The following is a 16,335-nucleotide window of genomic DNA, read 5'->3' on the forward strand; positions in this document are numbered from 1 at the left end:
TTGCATGAGTAACGTAAACATTTCATTTAAGCAACTTGACGATATTTAGTATTGCAATGAAACTAAAATCAAAAATTTATATTATTTTTAGCTCAGGTACAAATGAAGTGCATTTTTCACTGACTAATAGTAAATGAGAAAGTAACAAAAAGGTAAAGGCTTCTTTATATACATGAAGAAGCTTTTATCTTTTTTTATTTTAAGTATGAAAAGTAAAGAGTGAATAAAGCTGTAACGATATTTTTATTTCTGTATAAATTGATATTAAATATAAGAAAGGAGAGAATATCTTGTCTTGCATCAATAAAAGTTGTTTTAATATTTGTTTAGAAACTAAAGTCAATCCAAATGGTGGAGCAGAAATATTCGTAAGATGCAATGATGAATGTTCATCTAATTTTAATGTAATACCATTTATTGCATGTGTTTCTATTTTAGTAAAGGATGATTTGAGTTTTTTATTTGATTTAGATAGTTTAATAAAACGTTAATTTTCAATGAAACTAAGAGTGAAATAACATCTAATTTATAAAATTTCGTAAGAGAGTCGTGTCCGAATTTAATTAACTGCATATATTGTTAAAAGAAAGGAGGGAGAGTTATGGCATGTACTACGAATAATGTTTGTTTTGATGTATGCCTTAAAATTACAATTACCCCTAGTAGTGGAATTGACGCTGTAGTGGATTGTGGGGGTGCATGTGGGACAAGTCCTACAATTGTAATTAGTCCTAGTGGATCAATTGTAATTACTTTACCATTAGTTGCATGTTTCTCAATTACACTAAATGATGATTTAAGTGTTGCATCTTCATTAACAAGCCTCTCTTTTCAAACTTCTTAAGAAAAATACAGAAATGAAAAGCCTGCCTTCTACTTTTCTTTTGAATTGATGTAAAGATAAAAAAGATGGTTACAAACCATCTTTTTTATTTTGCTATATATTTAAAATGAATTCATATATTATTTGGTGGTAAGGATATACAATTAAAAGTATTCAGTGTTTCTTTTTTGTTCGATGAGGTAAGAAATTGCTTCTATATGATCACCAATAATTTGCTGTGTTGCTAATGAAAGGTAGCCTTCCTGTGAGAAGTGTTTTTCTGGTCGAACTCGATTTATCTTGTCAACATCGACAGAATGGACTTTTTGTACATGCAAGCCTGATAAAATTGTTTTAACTTGACTTAAGGTTGGTGAAATAAGTGAATCAAACCCAATTGTATCAATGCATTTTCGACTAAAAGCATGAGGGACAGCAATTGTGGATCCCATACCTAAATTTTTTCGATTACATGCTAAGTTGACAGCATACTTACATGCAGTCACGATAGAATAAGGAAGACGATACATGTAGTAATGCTCTAATTTATTTAAAGCTAAATCGGTTCCATCTTGAACAGATTGTACAAATGGTAATAAATCAGAACTAGGAATTAAGAAATCACCATCAATAAATAATAATATATCACCTTTTGCAAAATATGCACCAACGGCACGTCCGGTATCAATGCCGAGAGCTTCTTTGTAAGTAATAACTGTTGCACCGCAATTCTTCGCCAATTCCTCTGTTTTATCTGTTGATCCATTAACAATAATGATGATTTCTAAAGGTTTTAATTTCTGCACCTCAAAAATGATAGATTCTATCGTTTTTTCTTCATTTTGAACAGGGATGATGATAGATAATTGTTTATTTCCATAAGTATTCGAATAAAACTCTTTACCTGTAATTAATTTGGGTATAGCTCTTTGTTCGCCGTTTTGAAGTTCTAAAATAATATCCCGCCTTCGATTATTATCAGTATAGTTTCCTCTTGGATCTTGTAATATATTTACCCAATTTCCAATCGCTTCTAGGTGGTAACGAATGAGTTGTTTTGAGGGGAAGGAGGGGATTTGCGGTATAGAAATTTTAAAATGATTGCTAATCCGAAATTTATTTTTAATAATTTTCATTTGTGCCAATATCGGATTTAATAAACTTTCTGGAGTAATGGCTTCAAGAATTTCTTTTGTTATTGCATAGGGAGGAAATAATAATGAGTTAACATTTAAATCTGGACGATGAAAAAAATGATTCGTGACTTGCTGCCAAATCATTTCTATAGTGGGCTTTTGCTTTTGATAAAAAAAATCATCTAAATTGTTTAATACTACGTCAGCTGATTCGTCTAGTAATGGTTGAAGAAATTGTATAAGTAAGGAAGGGTGGAGAATGTAATTTGCATCTAAAAATAAGAGGTACTTACCCTTTGCTTTTTTGGCACCAATTACATAACAATTATTTGATTCTGTCGGTTCGTCTAGTGTGATAATTTTACAATTGTAAGATTGTGCAATATCAATGGAATCATCAATATATCCATTAATAGTAAGAATAATTTCTAAAGGCTGTAGTTGTTCACATGCTTTCAAAATTTCAGGTAAAACTCTTATGTTATGCTGTATAGAAATAATAATAGAAATCGGATTTTTACGCATAAGTAGTCTCCTTTTTAATCAGAGGTAGTTGTTAATAAGATTAGATAAAATAGGAGATATATATTTTAGATATATACGTAACGACTATTTAGTTTTATCAGACTCAGAATTTTCATTACCTGAATTAGAACCTTTATTTATTCCTGAAGCGAGTAAATTATTAAGAACGCTAAGGTCTAATTGCAAAGGGATTGAGTTTTCGGATGTATTTTTTTCATTTCCTTTTTTGGTAGTTAATATGTTTTTTATATTTTTAATTTCTTTAAATTGTTTTAAGGTAATGAAAAATACAGAAATAATTAAAAGAAAAGAAACAGTAGTAAGTAACAATATTATTTCCAACATAAAATAGCCTCCTTTAAACCTATAATAATATTATAGGTGAATGTAATAAGACGAAATTCGAGCTAATGAGTTCACTTTTTAAATATATGCAAATCTTTAGTAAAAGTTACTGATTTCTAGGTTAGAGGAAGCAATTATAGAAACGTTATAAATATAAATAAATTAAAGTTTCATTTGTAGTGTAAAGGTATACATTATATAAGCTAAACGTCATTTTATAACAAATTAAACAGGATGTAATTTTATATAAAAATAGCATTTAATTGGACAAATAATTAATTATGTGAAATAATAATAACAGATAAGGAGACATTGCTTTTCCTTAAGTGCTTCGAATTAATTTTATTCAATAAGAGAAGGTGTGCTTAAAGAAGTTAAATTAAATAAGGAGCTGTTTTATTATATGCAAGAAAATAATGATTTAAATTTTGAACCTCAAGACGTTAATATTGTCAATCCTAAACAAGCCAGGAAAGCAGTAGTTGCTACTGGTATAGGGAATGCAATGGAGTGGTTTGACTTCGGATTATACGCGTATTTAGCGGTAATTTTAAGTCAATTATTCTTCTCAGGTGTTGATAATAGTGGATTGCAACTTGTACTTACATTCGGTACATTTGCAGTAGCCTTTCTCGTTCGACCAATCGGAGGTGTATTCTTTGGTAGAATAGGAGATAAGTACGGCCGAAAAATCGTGTTAAGTACTACTATTATTTTAATGGCACTTTCTACATTATTCATCGCATTACTACCAACCTATGAACAAATTGGTGTGTGGGCACCAATACTACTTTTAGTTGCCCGAATGATTCAAGGCTTCTCTACAGGCGGCGAATATTCAGGTGCAATGGTTTATATCGCAGAATCTTCTCCAGATAAAAAGCGTGGTATACTCGGTAGTGGTCTTGAAATTGGAACACTCTCAGGTTACATTGCTGCATCGGTAATTGTTACCATTTTGACGTTATTGTTAACAGATGAGCAAATGCTCAGCTGGGGCTGGCGTATTCCTTTCTTAATTGCTGCACCAATTGGTTTGGTCGGTTTATACTTACGCCGTCATTTAGATGAATCTCCCATCTTTGAAGAGATGGAAAAAGCACAAGAGGAATCTGAAGACAATGAACAATTTTCATTTATGGATATTATTAAATATCACAAAAAAGACTTCTTATTAAGCACAGTAATTGTCGCCTTCTTTAATATTACAAATTATATGATTCTTTCGTATATTCCTTCTTATCTAACTCAAGTACTTAAAGTCAAAGAAACAACTGGCTTATTAATTATTTCTATTACGATGGCACTTATGATTCCACTAGCACTATATTTCGGTAAATTAAGTGATAAAATTGGTAATAAACGCGTCGTGCAAATTGGTTTACTTGGTTTAACTGTATTTGCAATTCCAGCATTTTTACTAATAGGTAACGGGCATATTGCAGCTATATTTGCAGGTATTTTCGTATTAGGTTTCTTCCTAAGTGTATATGAAGGAACATTACCTTCATTATTACCATCACTCTTTTTCACTGATGTACGTTATCGAGCACTTTCGATCTCATTTAATATTTCTGTATCGATATTCGGTGGCACAACACCACTTGTATGTTCCTATTTAGTTCATGCAACCGGTAACCCGCTTGCACCGGCATTTTATTTAACAGGTGTAAGTGTTATTGGATTAGTTGTATTTAGTATATTATTCGTTACAACATCAGGACGTGCGCTAAAAGGTTCATATCCTACAGTAGAAACGAAGAAAGAAGCACACCAAATCGCTAAAGAAGACCCTGAAGAAACACTTTGGTGGCATGAAGAGTCATTAGAGATTGAAGCAGGAAAAAACGCCTCAATTTAAAAAGTAACGTAGAAGTATAAAAAGACTCCTATAAAAATAGGAGTCTTTTTATTGTGTTACTTCTTCCTTTTCTTTAAACTCTTCTGATACATATAAAGCTTATGAATCTCTTCCTTAAATTCATGCAAAAGTACGGTGTTTTCCTCATTAGAATAACGCACTGTATTATAAGCATTTATAATAATATGACTCTCAATATTTACATCTTCTTCACTATTTATTCTTTCTAACCAGGCCTCAACAGTTTCTCCACGCTTTCTATTTAAAGGAGGAGTTAACTTACTCTCAAGCTTGAAAATTTCTTTTCGAATTTCGTTATATGGTGGCTTGTTGCGTTTAAATCGGCTTTGGGTTATACCTTCTTTATCGGTAATGATAGTAGATTCGAAGGCAGGCATATTTGGTAAACTTAAATGTTTTCGTTTTTTTACTATTTTCCAAACGACATAAATAGCAATGGCTGCACAGGCTATTATGGTCATGCTATTTATAAGGGTTGGATCAAAATCAGGAAGTTTCCCTCTATTTTCTTCAATTTGAGGCTTTAAGAGATGCCCTTTACTTGCCCAAACGCCTTCCGTATCTTTCAATTCAGCTGCTACAAGAAATGGATTTATAATATAACCGACTCCTAATGCGACTACTTCTGTGATAAAACTAAAAATGACTCGAATAAAAGGAAACACTTGAACAATTAATATACTCATTACACCAATCGTAATGATAGAAGTGAAACGTAATAACTGTTGATTACGATTTGTCCCGGTTAACCAAAATGTAATCATAATGTGTATAACTAATAGTAACAGTTTCCCGAGCGGTGGAAAGGGAGCATAAAATATAGCCGAAACACCAAACCAAACAATACCGCCTAACGATTTTTGAACTGGGTAGCCAGGTCCAACTATATGCACGATAAAGAAGAAAAGAGGTAACATAATTGTGCCAAATAAAGAGAAAGGGAGAAAGAAAGAACAACCAATTATTTGCGTTATTAACAGTATGACAAATCCTGTCGTTCTTTTCTTTATGAATTTATAAATTAGAAATACTCCAATATAGCCTGTTGTTAAAAATATAGCAATAGCAACAAGTTCGTCCCTTTCTGTTAATAACGAAAGGAGGAGCAGCAGAAGAAAGTCATTAATGTGATAGAGCCAAGTTTTCAAGTTTTTCCACCATCCCTTCGTTATTTATGAGAAACGTAGGTTGCGATAGAAGGGAGAGATCATTCTTCTGCAAGCCAATGTGAATTATTGTAGACGATCGTTCTCCTTTTCTATTTGTATAATGGAGAAACCCTTGTTTCGGAATTAATGTGCTATCGTCTGAAATACGTGCCAATTCCTCTAAAGCTTTTGCGTAATGTGTTTGTCCTTCATTTAATGGTAAGTGCAGAGGACCACCTTCAGCTAATACACTAATAAATAGTTCAAACGGAATTTGATGCTTCGTTGCGTATTGACAAATGTATGTTGCAAATGAAATGAGATCTTCTATATTATCTTTCCAACCAAACCCGCGATTAGCAGCTAATGAAAGACAAATTTTCCAACTATAATTTTTAACAGGTTCATATTGCTTTGCCTGTAATTCCTGCATTTTCGCAGATGCTTTCCAATGAATGGAGCGGAAAGATTCACGTTCATACCGTTTCACACCGATAATAGATGTTTCATCATTGTAAAAAGAAAAATTCGTTCGATAAGATCCATTTAAAAGTTGCTGAAGTTCTTGCAAACCTGCTACTTCTTTAGGTGATGGATATACAATAATTTCAGTTCTTAATTTATCAAATACAGGTAAATGTACAGATAATAAATGAAAAGGATCTTTCAAAACACATTCGAACTGTTCAATTTGAAACACACCACGCTTCGTTGCGGTTAATGTTAAATCCCATTTTTGCGCTGAATGGGCAGGTTGTGAAAATGGGAAAGAGAATAGTGTTTTTGATATTTGTTCAATTCCTTGATCTTTATGCGGTAGTAGAGACGGGTCTAAATGAAAATAACAAACACCATTAACGAGTGGTATGTTTGCTCCGTTTTTTAAATGAATAAAAAACTGTCCAGATTCATCAGGGAATAAACGTGTTGTTTGTTTCTCATTTATCACTTGAAATTTTTTCTCTATGTAAGCGACATATTTATAAATGAAAATCGCAAATAAATAATAAAAGAAAAAGAAAAACATAATGATTCGTTGTGGCATAAAAAACGTAAATAGTATAGCGCCTGGAACAGATAGTTGAATAATATGAAGTTGGAAAAATAAAGGTACAGTTACAACGCGCTGTCCATTCATGCTTGCTCAATCTCCACAGGTACGTCCACTTTTTTTAAAATCTTTTGCATAATTTCATTTTTTGTCGTACGTAATGCGCCTTCCATTGATAAGATGATACGGTGATTCCAAACAGAAGGAACTAAAAATTGTATATCTTCTGGTGTGCAATATTCTCTCCCACGTAAAAAGGCTAGCGCTTGAACTGCACGTACTAAAGCAAGTGTGGCACGCGGACTTACACCGTTAGCGATATAATCATGATTTCTTGTAGCATGAGCAAGCTTAATGATGTAATGTTCTAACGGTTCTGATACGAAAATTTCTTTCACTCGTTTCTGTGCCTCTAAAATATCATCTAAAGTAATAACGGATGTGACACTTTCTAGTGGTGTATCGTTACGAAAACGTCGCATCATTTGTAGTTCGTCTTCAGGATTCGGATAACCTATAGAAATTGTCATTAAAAAGCGATCAAGCTGTGCATCAGGAAGAGGGAAGGTTCCTTGTGATTCAATTGGATTTTGCGTCGCAATAACAAAGAACGGTTTTGGAAGAGGAGTTGACTGCTTTTCAAGCGTCACTTGTCGTTCTTCCATCGCTTCTAATAAACTAGACTGTGTTCTTGGCATTGCACGGTTAATTTCATCTGCCAGTAAAATGTTTGCCACGACTGGTCCGAGTCTTAACTCAAATTCGCTCGTTTTCGGATTGAAATATTCAATACCTGTCACATCACTCGGAAGTACATCCGGTGTAAATTGAACGCGAGAAAAATTACCACCTATACTTTTAGAAAGTGTTTTCGCAAGTAACGTTTTCCCTGTACCAGGCACATCCTCAAGAAGCACATGTCCATCAGCAAGCAAGGAAACGATTAATAGATCGATAACATTTTCTTTACCTACAAAAACTGATCCTATATTTTCCTTCAATTTATTTATCATATGTATCATTCCTTTCAAAATATAAACGGATATTTCTATATTTTAACAAATTATTCAGAAAATTTATATGGTTTTTCAATTCAGATAAGTGGATATCTGATTATTAAAATATGCTTGCGTATATTGGAATGTGAATATATAATATCGGTATACGATATATCGCCAGTCGATATATCATCAAACGATGTATCGGAGGTAGTTATAATGAATGCGAAAGTGCAAAAATACATTCCGTTAACAGAAGCGACATATTACATACTGTTGTCATTAGTGAAACCAATGCACGGATATGGAATTATGCAAATGGTAGAAGAGATGACAAATGGGGAAGTAAAACTCGGTCCTGGTACTTTATATGGCAATACGACGAAGTTACTAAAAGAAAAGTTAATAGTTGAAGTTGCCTCTACAGATAGAAAGAAGTGTTATGAGTTAACACCACTTGGTAGAGAAGTGTTAGAGCTAGAGTATAACAGGTTGCAGAGGTCGGTAAGAAATGGAAATAGTATATTAGGGGAGTGAATAGAAGATGAAGACAAAGAAGGTATTGAAATTTTTCGCGGCATGGAGTTTAGAAAAAGAAGAAGCCTTTTTACGGAAAATGCATCAAAAAGGATGGGCGCTCCAAAATTATAATATGATGTATACGTTTAAGAAAACTGAGCCGAAAGATATAATTTATAAAGCCGATTTTAGAATGGATTATAGAGATTCAAAGGAAAAACAAAAAGAATATATTGAATTATATGAAATGTGTGGTTGGAAACATGTAACAAGTTTCACCAAATGGCACTACTTTTGCAAGGACATAGCTGATGATAATGATTTGCCAGATATATATTCGGAAAAAGAGACAAAAATCGAAAAGTTTAAAGACTTATTTAAATTTCTTGTATTTGTTTTTTCATTTGCAATGATATGTATGATTCCTACTTTCTTAAGTTCTTCGGAATTTAGGATTCCAATTTTGATAAAAGGTTTAATTGGATTTTTAGATTGTATGTATTTGTATATATTTGTAATGTTATTTTGGAAGATAAAAAAATTAAAAAAAGAAATCCTTTAAAAATATAAAAGGGGGGGATTAACATGATTATTTTGACTATGTTATTTATATATTTGACCTTAGGTGAAGGGGTTCTTGGTAAGCGGCTGTACAATAGGTTGAAAGAAGATATACAAACAAATAAAAATGCAAGAGTTTCCTTTTATATAAGAACAATGAGTTTACTGTGGGTGTTAACCATCATTATGTTAATAACATCATACTCAATCAATATCCCATTTGAGGAGTATGGACTTAAACTACCATCTGCTAATCATATGGTAAGTAAGTATTTTAAAAATACGAATATATCATTGTGGATAGGTATATGCATTGGGTTTATAGTGCCGTTAATTATGTTAAAGAAAAGTAAACTTTTTCAAAAGTATACAAAGAAACAAATGAGTGATGTTTCAGAGATGCTCCCTAATAATTGCCGAGAAACAATACTATGGATTTTTATTTGTATTACAGCAGGTGTAACAGAAGAGCTATTATTTCGTTCTTTCATGATGAATTACTTATCACAGCTTTTCCCAGCGCTATCGATAATGGGGGTACTAGTTATCTCTTCCATCATTTTTGGTTTAGCGCATTTTTATCAAGGGTGGAAAGGTGTAGTAGGAACAACGATTTTAGGTTTTATGTTAGGAAGGGTATATATTGCAACTGGATCAATTTATCCATCTATAATTATACATATGTTGATAGATTTACTTGTACTGATCCGCTTATTTATATTGAAAGGAAAAGTAATATTACAGAGGGTCTAAAGTAAATGTAGAATGAGAATAAAAAAGTTGCTTGAAACACAAGCAACTTTTTTATTAGAAAGACTGATTTTGAGCAGGTTTAATAAATTGTTCAGGATTTTCAACAAGTCCACATACAGCACATTGGACGCGGTAAGTAGGTCCTTGATAAGCCATATGAAAAGCATTCATCGTTTCGTTTGTGTATTCTTCTTCTACTTGACCAGTTTGTGGATTTAATTTGACTGGTTTTACTTGTTGCTCAAGAATATTAAAGCGAGTGCGGTTCGTTTTACAGCTTGGACATAGCATTGGTTCCATATGTATACACCTCCATTTGTAGCATTTCTTAAACCCCTTAATTTTATGCAAGTGAAAAAACTTTCTCAATATAAATAGGTATTTAATGTATTTAAAATTCAGAAAAAATAAAATATAATAAGGGTACGAACTGGTTATGTCCAAACCAAATCTCCTGTTTTATGCCAATAAGCTGGGAGGCCGAGAAATCGGCCTCATTTTTTTGTGCTCGTTACTATAGGAAACAAGGTTTTTATAAGGCTTTTGTCGAAATTTTAGGGATGGATATAAAGGGGGATTAATAATGGATTTGAAGATGAAGTACATCATTTTATACGTAGAAAAGTTTGAGGAATGTTTAAAATTCTATAAAGATATTTTACAGTTACCTATAAAAGCAGAGCACGGTACATATATTGAATTTAATACGGGTACTACCATATTAGCGATGAATACGCGGCAAGACGTGAAAGAATTAACGGGATTATCACTTACAGAAGGCGAGTTACAATCTTCTCATTTTGAATTAGGATTCGTTGTTGAAAATGTACAAGAAACGATTGAGCAATTTAGAGAACAAGGTATTAAGATTTTAGTTGAACCAATTGTAAAGCCATGGGGGCAAACCATTGCATATATTGCCGATCCAGATGGAAATTATATTGAAATTTGCAGTTCATTAGAATAGAAGGAGAAAAAGTGATGGGGTTTCCAAAACTAGAAACAGAACGTTTACAATTAAGAGAATTAACGCTGTTAGATGCAGAAACGATGTTCCATTATTTTTCAAAAGAATCTGTTATACGTTATTTTGGCATGGATTCTTTCGAAAATATTGAGCAAGCGAAAACAACGATTCAAACGTTTAAAAATCGTTATGAAGAGGGAAGTGTATTTCGCTGGGGAATAGAGAAAAAGGGGACGGGCCAATTAATCGGAACGTGCGGTTTTCATTTAATTAACCATCATCATAAGCGAGCTGAAATTGGTTATGAATTAGACGATACATATTGGGGACAAGGATACGCATCGGAAGCGTTACAGGCGATTTTAGCTTACGGGTTTGAAACGTTGCAACTTATAAGAATTGCTGCTGTCGTATATGTAGAAAATAAAGCTTCTCAAAAATTATTAAGTAAAGCAGGATTTCAAGAAGAAGGATTACTTCGAAAACATATGATTCAAAATGGAGTTGCGCATGATACCATTTTATATTCTTTATTAAAAGAAGAGTGGAAGAAGTAATGAGTACAAACGAACTTATAAATATAATGAAGAAACATAAAGAAAATAGGTTCATTTTAGGGATAGATGGCTTAAGTAGATCAGGAAAAACAACATTTGTAACAAACTTAAAAGAAAATATGAAACAAGAAAGCATTCCGTTTCATATTTTTCATATTGATGATCTTATAGTAGAGCGTAATAAACGATATCACACTGGATATGAGGAATGGTATGAGTATTATTATTTACAATGGGATATTGAATGGCTTCGGCAGAAGTTTTTTCAAAAGTTGCAGAATGAAACAAAACTGAAATTACCGTTCTATTATGATGACACAGATACATGTGAAATGAAAAAAGTACAGATCCCCATAGTAGGTGTAATTGTAATTGAGGGGGTTTTTCTACAGCGAAAAGAATGGAGAGATTTCTTTCATTATATGGTGTACTTGGATTGTCCAAGAGAGACAAGATTTCTACGCGAGAGTAAGAAAACACAGAAAAATCTTTCAAAGTTTGAGAATAGGTATTGGAAGGCAGAGGATTATTATTTGGAAATGGAATCGCCAAAGGATCTAGCGGATTTAGTCATAAAATGATTTGAAAATAGAAGGTGAACATAATGAATATTTTATGGGATTTTGATGGTACATTATTTGATACGTATCCAGTTTATACAAGGATTATTTCTCAAGTTTTAGGAGAGGAAATAAGTGAAGAAGAAATCTATACAAATTTAAAGGTTTCATTTTCTCACACAATTGATTACTATGAAATATCTAAAAACCAATTAAGTGAAATTGATGTATTAGAGAGTCGAATTATTATAGAAGATATAAAACCATTTGAAAAAGTGGAAGAGGTTTTAAAGTTTGCTGATAAAAATGTAATTATGACTCATAAAGATAGAGCGGGGGTATTATCTATATTAAATCATTACGGCTGGGAGAAATACTTCATCGACATGGTTACAATTGACGATGGTTTCCCCCGAAAACCGAACGCTTTATCTTATGATCATTTGCATAAAAAGCACAATATTGATTTAGTTATTGGGGATAGAGAATTAGATTTATTGCCTGCAAAAGAGTTAGGTATTTCAACATGCATGTTTCAAGGGAATTGTGATGTAGCGGATTATTCTTTAGCACATTACTCGGAGTTTTTTAGGTAGTGAGTAATAAATTTATAAATAGTTAGAACAAAACCTCAGCTTTTTGCTTGAAAAGTTGAGGTTTTTCTATGATTTAGCAAATTAATTATTTTAATTCTTGGGAAGGAGATTAGTATAACAATTTGAATTATATAGTTATAGATAAATCTATAGATGAAAAGATTTCAATAAAGCGAGTGATCACATGAGTATTTTCATTTTAGAAGATGATGTCATACAAGCGCAGCAAATGAAGCGGCTAGTTGAAGAGATTTGTGAGAAATATAGGTTGCCTTTTGATTTTATCGAGGTAACTAGTAAAAGTGAAAACATTATTACTAATATTCCAAAGGCGAAGTATGTCCCAATCTATTTTTTAGATATAGAGATAAAAAGAGAAGAGCGAAAAGGGTTACACGTGGCGCAAGAAATACGTAAGTATGATACGCAAGGAATTATTGTGTTTGTAACAACGCATTCTGAATTTGCACCTATTTCATATCAATACATGGTATCAGCTTTAACTTTTATTGATAAAGGGTTGCCATACGAGGAGAGGTGTAAAGTTTTTGAACAATGTTTACTCCAATATGAAGCGAGAAATAAGCATATTATTCCGTCCGATGACTTTATCGTTGAAAATAGTAATGCCACTGTGCGGGTTCCTTTTCATGAAGTTGAATATGTTATGACTGATGAACCGCACCGTTTAGCATTAGTGACGTTAGATCGAATCGTTTATTTTTATGGAACTTTAAAGGAAATTGAAATGATAGATGAACGTTTATTTCGTTGTCATCAATCATATATCGTGAATACGAAGCAAATGTCTTCTTACGATGCGAAGCAAAAAATGATAGTTTTAAAAAGTGGAAAACGTATTCCGGTATCGCGTCGTTTAGTGAGTAAGGTACGTAACATGTTAAAGGGTGAGATGTAATGTATATTTATGATTTATTTGCAATACTGCTTACTAGTATGTGTCATACGTTTTTATACATACAATTAATCCGGTACAACAGATTGTCAGTTAGAATGTTAATAGCTTTAAGTGCGGTATTCATTTTTTTACTTGCTATAGTCGTAACAGTAACGAGATATCCAGAGTTGAATAGTACGATTGTGTTATTTTTAATAAGTTTAGGATTAATGCAAAATGAATTAAAATTTAAGCATAATTTATATTTTGCACTAGTGAGTATGGTGATTATAACGTTAGTGAAAATGTTGCTTTTCGATTTAGGAATGAAAATCTTTATGTTAACGCCATTCAATTTATATTTATGGACAGGTAGCATGATTCATCTTATCGTATCAATCCTTACTTTTATCGGTATTTTAGTAGCGCGTAAAAGAATTCAAAAAATCGCTCAATATATAGTAGGTAGTCCGTTATACTATGTAACTTATATATTATTAATTATCGGATTTGTTATTGAACTAATTATAACTCAGCCATCAACTAATTTTTTAGCACAATTAAATCAACAATACAGTGAAGTAAGTTATATTTCAGCGATTATTATATTTTTATTATTACTAATCATTGTGCTTATAAGCTCACACTTATCGAAAGAAAAGTTACGAGAAGAGCATGAAAAACGTTTGGATAAAGAGTTATTAGATTATGTGGAGAAATTAGAGGATATGCATGATGAGCTTGCTAGTTTCCGTCATGATTATATGAATGTATTACTATCGTTAGAAGAGGGAATACGTACAAAAAATGTGAAAGAAATTGAGCAAGTGTACTACGATGTTATTGCTCCCACATTAAAAACAATAAATAATCATGAACTTGATATCGCAAAATTATCTCGCATACAAATTCCTGAAGTAAGAAGCGTATTAAGAGCAAAAGTTAGCACTGCCCAGCAGCAACAAATAAAAGTAATGCTTGATATACCGGAGAACATTGAAAGTGTTTCGATGACGATTATTTCATTTATTCGTATCATTTCAGTTTTAGTAGATAATGCAATTGAAGAAGCAGTACATAGTGAGGAAAAGATATTGCAAATTGCATTCTTTGAAATGGATTTACGACAATATTTTATCGTGCGTAATAGTTCGAAGAGTGAAGCGATTGATTTGCAAAAAATTTATGAGAAAAACCATTCAAGTAAAGAAGGGGCTAGAGGGTACGGGCTATTTTCGTTAAAACGGATCATAAATAAAACAAATAATGCGACGTTAGAAACAACTTATGTAAGTCCTTATTTCACACAAACATTTATATTAAATGAGATGAAATGACCATCTATGATGAAAATGAAACCGAATAAGAAATAACTACATACTTTCTTCACTTGATTTTATACACTTTAAGTAAGAGGTGAAGCAAGATGAATGGTCTTATTTTTACAACAATGATTAGCTTTGGTTTCCCGCTTATAGCACTTTTATATGCTTTTTGGAAGAAACGCTATATTCCATATATGTTAGGTATATTGGCTTTTGTTGTATCACAAATATTGATTCGCATACCAATACTGAATTATTTAAATGGAACTAGCACAGAATTTCAAATGTTTTCTGTTATGCAGCCTATACTATTTGCAGTTTTGCTTAGTATATCAGCTGGAATTTTTGAAGAGATAGCTCGTTTTATCGCAATGCGTTATTTTATGAAGCAACGAGATTGGCAGTCTGGTTTTTTATTTGGAGCAGGGCATGGTGGTATTGAGGCGGTGTTGATAGTCGGTATCCCGGTAATATCCCTATTATTATCACAAACAGTCATCCAAAATGGTGACAGCTATTATTTCGGCGGTATCGAGCGTATTTTTGCGATGATATTGCATGTTGGGCTTTCCTTCATTGTATTGCAAGCTGTCGTCCAAAAGAAATTTTGTTATGTTGTATATGCAATTCTCATCCATGGGGCTGTAAATGCATTGGCTAGTATTATCTCGCTATATGTAACAGGGAAAAGCGGGATCATTATGTCAGAAGTTTCAATAGCAATTTGTGCTTTACTCGTTTTTAGTTATAGTTTCATTTTAAAAAGAAAGGGTGTATTAAAATGAGAAGAATGTTACTTATTATTATAAGTGCAATCGCGGCGTTCGCGCTTGCAGCATGTACCGGTAATAAAGTAGATGAAAGTACATCAAAAAAATTTATTCCGAAGGCGGAAGAAATTGTATCATTATTAAATGAAACAAAGTATAAAGAAGTGCATGAAAAATTTGATAGTAAAATGAAAGCTGGATTACCAGAAGAAAAAATGAAAGATCTTACACCTGTAATTGAGAAAGCTGGTACGTTCGAAAAAATTGAGAAACAATCGATTGAAGAAAAAGATGGATTATATACTGTTATTCTTGTAGCGAAGTATAGTAAGGAACAACGTACCTTTATCATTACTTATAATGATAAAGAAGAAATAGCAGGTTTATTTATTAAATAAAAAAGAGATACAGTGGAAGTTCCCGCTGTATCTCTTTTTTATATTAACCAAATTATGGTTAATTGTGCTAATATGAACTCATAGTTATATAGAAGGGGTGGGTTAAGATGAAAACCGAAATAATTCCTAAAAAGAAGTACAGTATAATAAGCTATATATCATTACTTATAGGAATTTTATGTTTTCTGTTCGTTTTTATAACGCCAACAAGGATAGCGAATGCAGGTAATATAGTGGGGGATTATATTACAGTTGCCCTCACAGTTGTAGGTATCATACTTTCTATCATTACAATGACGAAAAAAACAGAGAAGAAGGGGATTGCTTTTCTTTCATTCATACTGTCCTCATCATTTTTTATATTTTGGATTATCGCAATTATCTTATTGTTTACTGGTCAAATTAGTTTTGCGCCGTAATGTGCAATAAAAAGAGTCCTTCTTGTATGATATGATCCCCTTATAGTAGACAGGAAAAAGAAAGCACATTAACCTGTTTACTATGGAGGGGATTTTTCTGTGGG

General features: G+C 32.4%; 21 protein-coding genes. 15 read left to right on the forward strand and 6 right to left on the reverse strand.

What is annotated here, in order from left to right; all coding sequences use genetic code 11:
- Window positions 1-290: 290 nt before the first annotated feature.
- Window positions 291-491, forward strand: a complete 201-nt coding sequence (locus ACQVV1_RS22810) for a hypothetical protein (RefSeq protein WP_309258976.1) — start codon at window positions 291-293, stop codon at window positions 489-491.
- A 110-nt stretch (window positions 492-601) separates the two neighbouring features.
- Window positions 602-844 (forward strand): hypothetical protein, encoded by a 243-nt coding sequence (locus tag ACQVV1_RS22815; RefSeq protein ID WP_242252799.1) that lies wholly within the window; start codon window positions 602-604, stop codon window positions 842-844.
- Between the two features lie 143 nt (window positions 845-987).
- Here the strand turns inward: ACQVV1_RS22815 and ACQVV1_RS22820 are convergent, their stop codons facing one another.
- Together ACQVV1_RS22820 and ACQVV1_RS22825 are read right to left on the reverse strand one after the other, a co-directional pair.
- Entirely contained in the window at window positions 988-2,484 is a 1,497-nt protein-coding gene (locus ACQVV1_RS22820; RefSeq protein ID WP_242252801.1) for a glycosyltransferase family 2 protein, read from the reverse strand.
- Between the two features lie 84 nt (window positions 2,485-2,568).
- Window positions 2,569-2,829 (reverse strand): hypothetical protein, encoded by a 261-nt coding sequence (locus ACQVV1_RS22825; protein WP_242252804.1) that lies wholly within the window; start codon window positions 2,827-2,829, stop codon window positions 2,569-2,571.
- Between the two features lie 403 nt (window positions 2,830-3,232).
- Here ACQVV1_RS22825 and ACQVV1_RS22830 point away from each other — a divergent pair, with 403 nt between their 5' ends.
- Window positions 3,233-4,690, forward strand: coding sequence for an MFS transporter (locus ACQVV1_RS22830; protein ID WP_242252805.1), 1,458 nt, complete (start codon window positions 3,233-3,235; stop codon window positions 4,688-4,690).
- Between the two features lie 56 nt (window positions 4,691-4,746).
- On the opposite strand, the gene ACQVV1_RS22835 is transcribed toward ACQVV1_RS22830, so the two are convergent.
- From ACQVV1_RS22835 to ACQVV1_RS22845, 3 genes are read right to left on the reverse strand one after another with little or no spacing between them, the layout of a single operon-like run.
- Entirely contained in the window at window positions 4,747-5,859 is a 1,113-nt protein-coding gene (locus tag ACQVV1_RS22835) for a DUF4018 domain-containing protein (RefSeq protein ID WP_431169553.1), read from the reverse strand.
- Window positions 5,834-6,997, reverse strand: coding sequence for a DUF58 domain-containing protein (locus ACQVV1_RS22840; RefSeq protein WP_431169554.1), 1,164 nt, complete (start codon window positions 6,995-6,997; stop codon window positions 5,834-5,836). Before ACQVV1_RS22840 ends, ACQVV1_RS22835 begins: the two co-directional genes overlap by 26 nt.
- Window positions 6,994-7,923 (reverse strand): AAA family ATPase, encoded by a 930-nt coding sequence (locus ACQVV1_RS22845; RefSeq protein WP_431169555.1) that lies wholly within the window; start codon window positions 7,921-7,923, stop codon window positions 6,994-6,996. The genes ACQVV1_RS22840 and ACQVV1_RS22845 overlap by 4 nt, the downstream gene beginning before the upstream one ends.
- 204 nt (window positions 7,924-8,127) lie before the next feature.
- Here ACQVV1_RS22845 and ACQVV1_RS22850 point away from each other — a divergent pair, with 204 nt between their 5' ends.
- The 3 genes from ACQVV1_RS22850 to ACQVV1_RS22860 are packed head-to-tail and all read left to right on the forward strand — an operon-like array spanning window position 8,128 to window position 9,741.
- Entirely contained in the window at window positions 8,128-8,445 is a 318-nt protein-coding gene (locus ACQVV1_RS22850; protein ID WP_000992319.1) for a PadR family transcriptional regulator, read from the forward strand.
- 7 nt (window positions 8,446-8,452) lie between these two features.
- The gene (locus ACQVV1_RS22855) at window positions 8,453-8,989 is read left to right on the forward strand and encodes a DUF2812 domain-containing protein (RefSeq protein WP_431169557.1); all 537 of its coding nucleotides are present in this window, start codon (window positions 8,453-8,455) and stop codon (window positions 8,987-8,989) included.
- Between the two features lie 23 nt (window positions 8,990-9,012).
- Window positions 9,013-9,741, forward strand: coding sequence for a CPBP family intramembrane glutamic endopeptidase (locus tag ACQVV1_RS22860; protein ID WP_000585001.1), 729 nt, complete (start codon window positions 9,013-9,015; stop codon window positions 9,739-9,741).
- Between the two features lie 54 nt (window positions 9,742-9,795).
- Here the strand turns inward: ACQVV1_RS22860 and ACQVV1_RS22865 are convergent, their stop codons facing one another.
- The gene (locus ACQVV1_RS22865; RefSeq protein WP_000433609.1) at window positions 9,796-10,041 is read right to left on the reverse strand and encodes a hypothetical protein; all 246 of its coding nucleotides are present in this window, start codon (window positions 10,039-10,041) and stop codon (window positions 9,796-9,798) included.
- 283 nt (window positions 10,042-10,324) lie between these two features.
- Here ACQVV1_RS22865 and ACQVV1_RS22870 point away from each other — a divergent pair, with 283 nt between their 5' ends.
- The 9 genes from ACQVV1_RS22870 (at window position 10,325) to ACQVV1_RS22910 (ending at window position 16,231) form a co-directional block, all read left to right on the forward strand.
- The gene (locus ACQVV1_RS22870; protein WP_088118588.1) at window positions 10,325-10,708 is read left to right on the forward strand and encodes a VOC family protein; all 384 of its coding nucleotides are present in this window, start codon (window positions 10,325-10,327) and stop codon (window positions 10,706-10,708) included.
- A 14-nt stretch (window positions 10,709-10,722) separates the two neighbouring features.
- The gene (locus tag ACQVV1_RS22875; RefSeq protein ID WP_000506659.1) at window positions 10,723-11,265 is read left to right on the forward strand and encodes a GNAT family N-acetyltransferase; all 543 of its coding nucleotides are present in this window, start codon (window positions 10,723-10,725) and stop codon (window positions 11,263-11,265) included.
- The gene (locus ACQVV1_RS22880) at window positions 11,265-11,846 is read left to right on the forward strand and encodes a kinase (protein ID WP_431169558.1); all 582 of its coding nucleotides are present in this window, start codon (window positions 11,265-11,267) and stop codon (window positions 11,844-11,846) included. The genes ACQVV1_RS22875 and ACQVV1_RS22880 overlap by 1 nt, the downstream gene beginning before the upstream one ends.
- Before the next feature lie 23 nt (window positions 11,847-11,869).
- Window positions 11,870-12,421: an HAD-IA family hydrolase gene (locus tag ACQVV1_RS22885; protein ID WP_431169559.1), complete on the forward strand. Its 552-nt coding sequence runs from the start codon at window positions 11,870-11,872 to the stop codon at window positions 12,419-12,421.
- Between the two features lie 184 nt (window positions 12,422-12,605).
- Window positions 12,606-13,340, forward strand: a complete 735-nt coding sequence (locus tag ACQVV1_RS22890; protein WP_242252818.1) for a LytR/AlgR family response regulator transcription factor — start codon at window positions 12,606-12,608, stop codon at window positions 13,338-13,340.
- On the forward strand, window positions 13,340-14,656 hold the full coding sequence (locus ACQVV1_RS22895; RefSeq protein WP_242252819.1) for a GHKL domain-containing protein: 1,317 nt from the start codon (window positions 13,340-13,342) through the stop codon (window positions 14,654-14,656). The genes ACQVV1_RS22890 and ACQVV1_RS22895 overlap by 1 nt, the downstream gene beginning before the upstream one ends.
- Before the next feature lie 89 nt (window positions 14,657-14,745).
- Window positions 14,746-15,429 (forward strand): YhfC family intramembrane metalloprotease, encoded by a 684-nt coding sequence (locus tag ACQVV1_RS22900; RefSeq protein ID WP_431169560.1) that lies wholly within the window; start codon window positions 14,746-14,748, stop codon window positions 15,427-15,429.
- On the forward strand, window positions 15,426-15,812 hold the full coding sequence (locus ACQVV1_RS22905; protein WP_242252822.1) for a DUF3887 domain-containing protein: 387 nt from the start codon (window positions 15,426-15,428) through the stop codon (window positions 15,810-15,812). The genes ACQVV1_RS22900 and ACQVV1_RS22905 overlap by 4 nt, the downstream gene beginning before the upstream one ends.
- A 107-nt stretch (window positions 15,813-15,919) precedes the next feature.
- Window positions 15,920-16,231, forward strand: coding sequence for a hypothetical protein (locus ACQVV1_RS22910; protein ID WP_063225329.1), 312 nt, complete (start codon window positions 15,920-15,922; stop codon window positions 16,229-16,231).
- Window positions 16,232-16,335 lie beyond the last annotated feature (104 nt).

This window comes from Bacillus basilensis (assembly GCF_050630465.1).
GTDB classification, from domain to species: Bacteria; Bacillota; Bacilli; order Bacillales; family Bacillaceae_G; genus Bacillus_A; species Bacillus_A basilensis.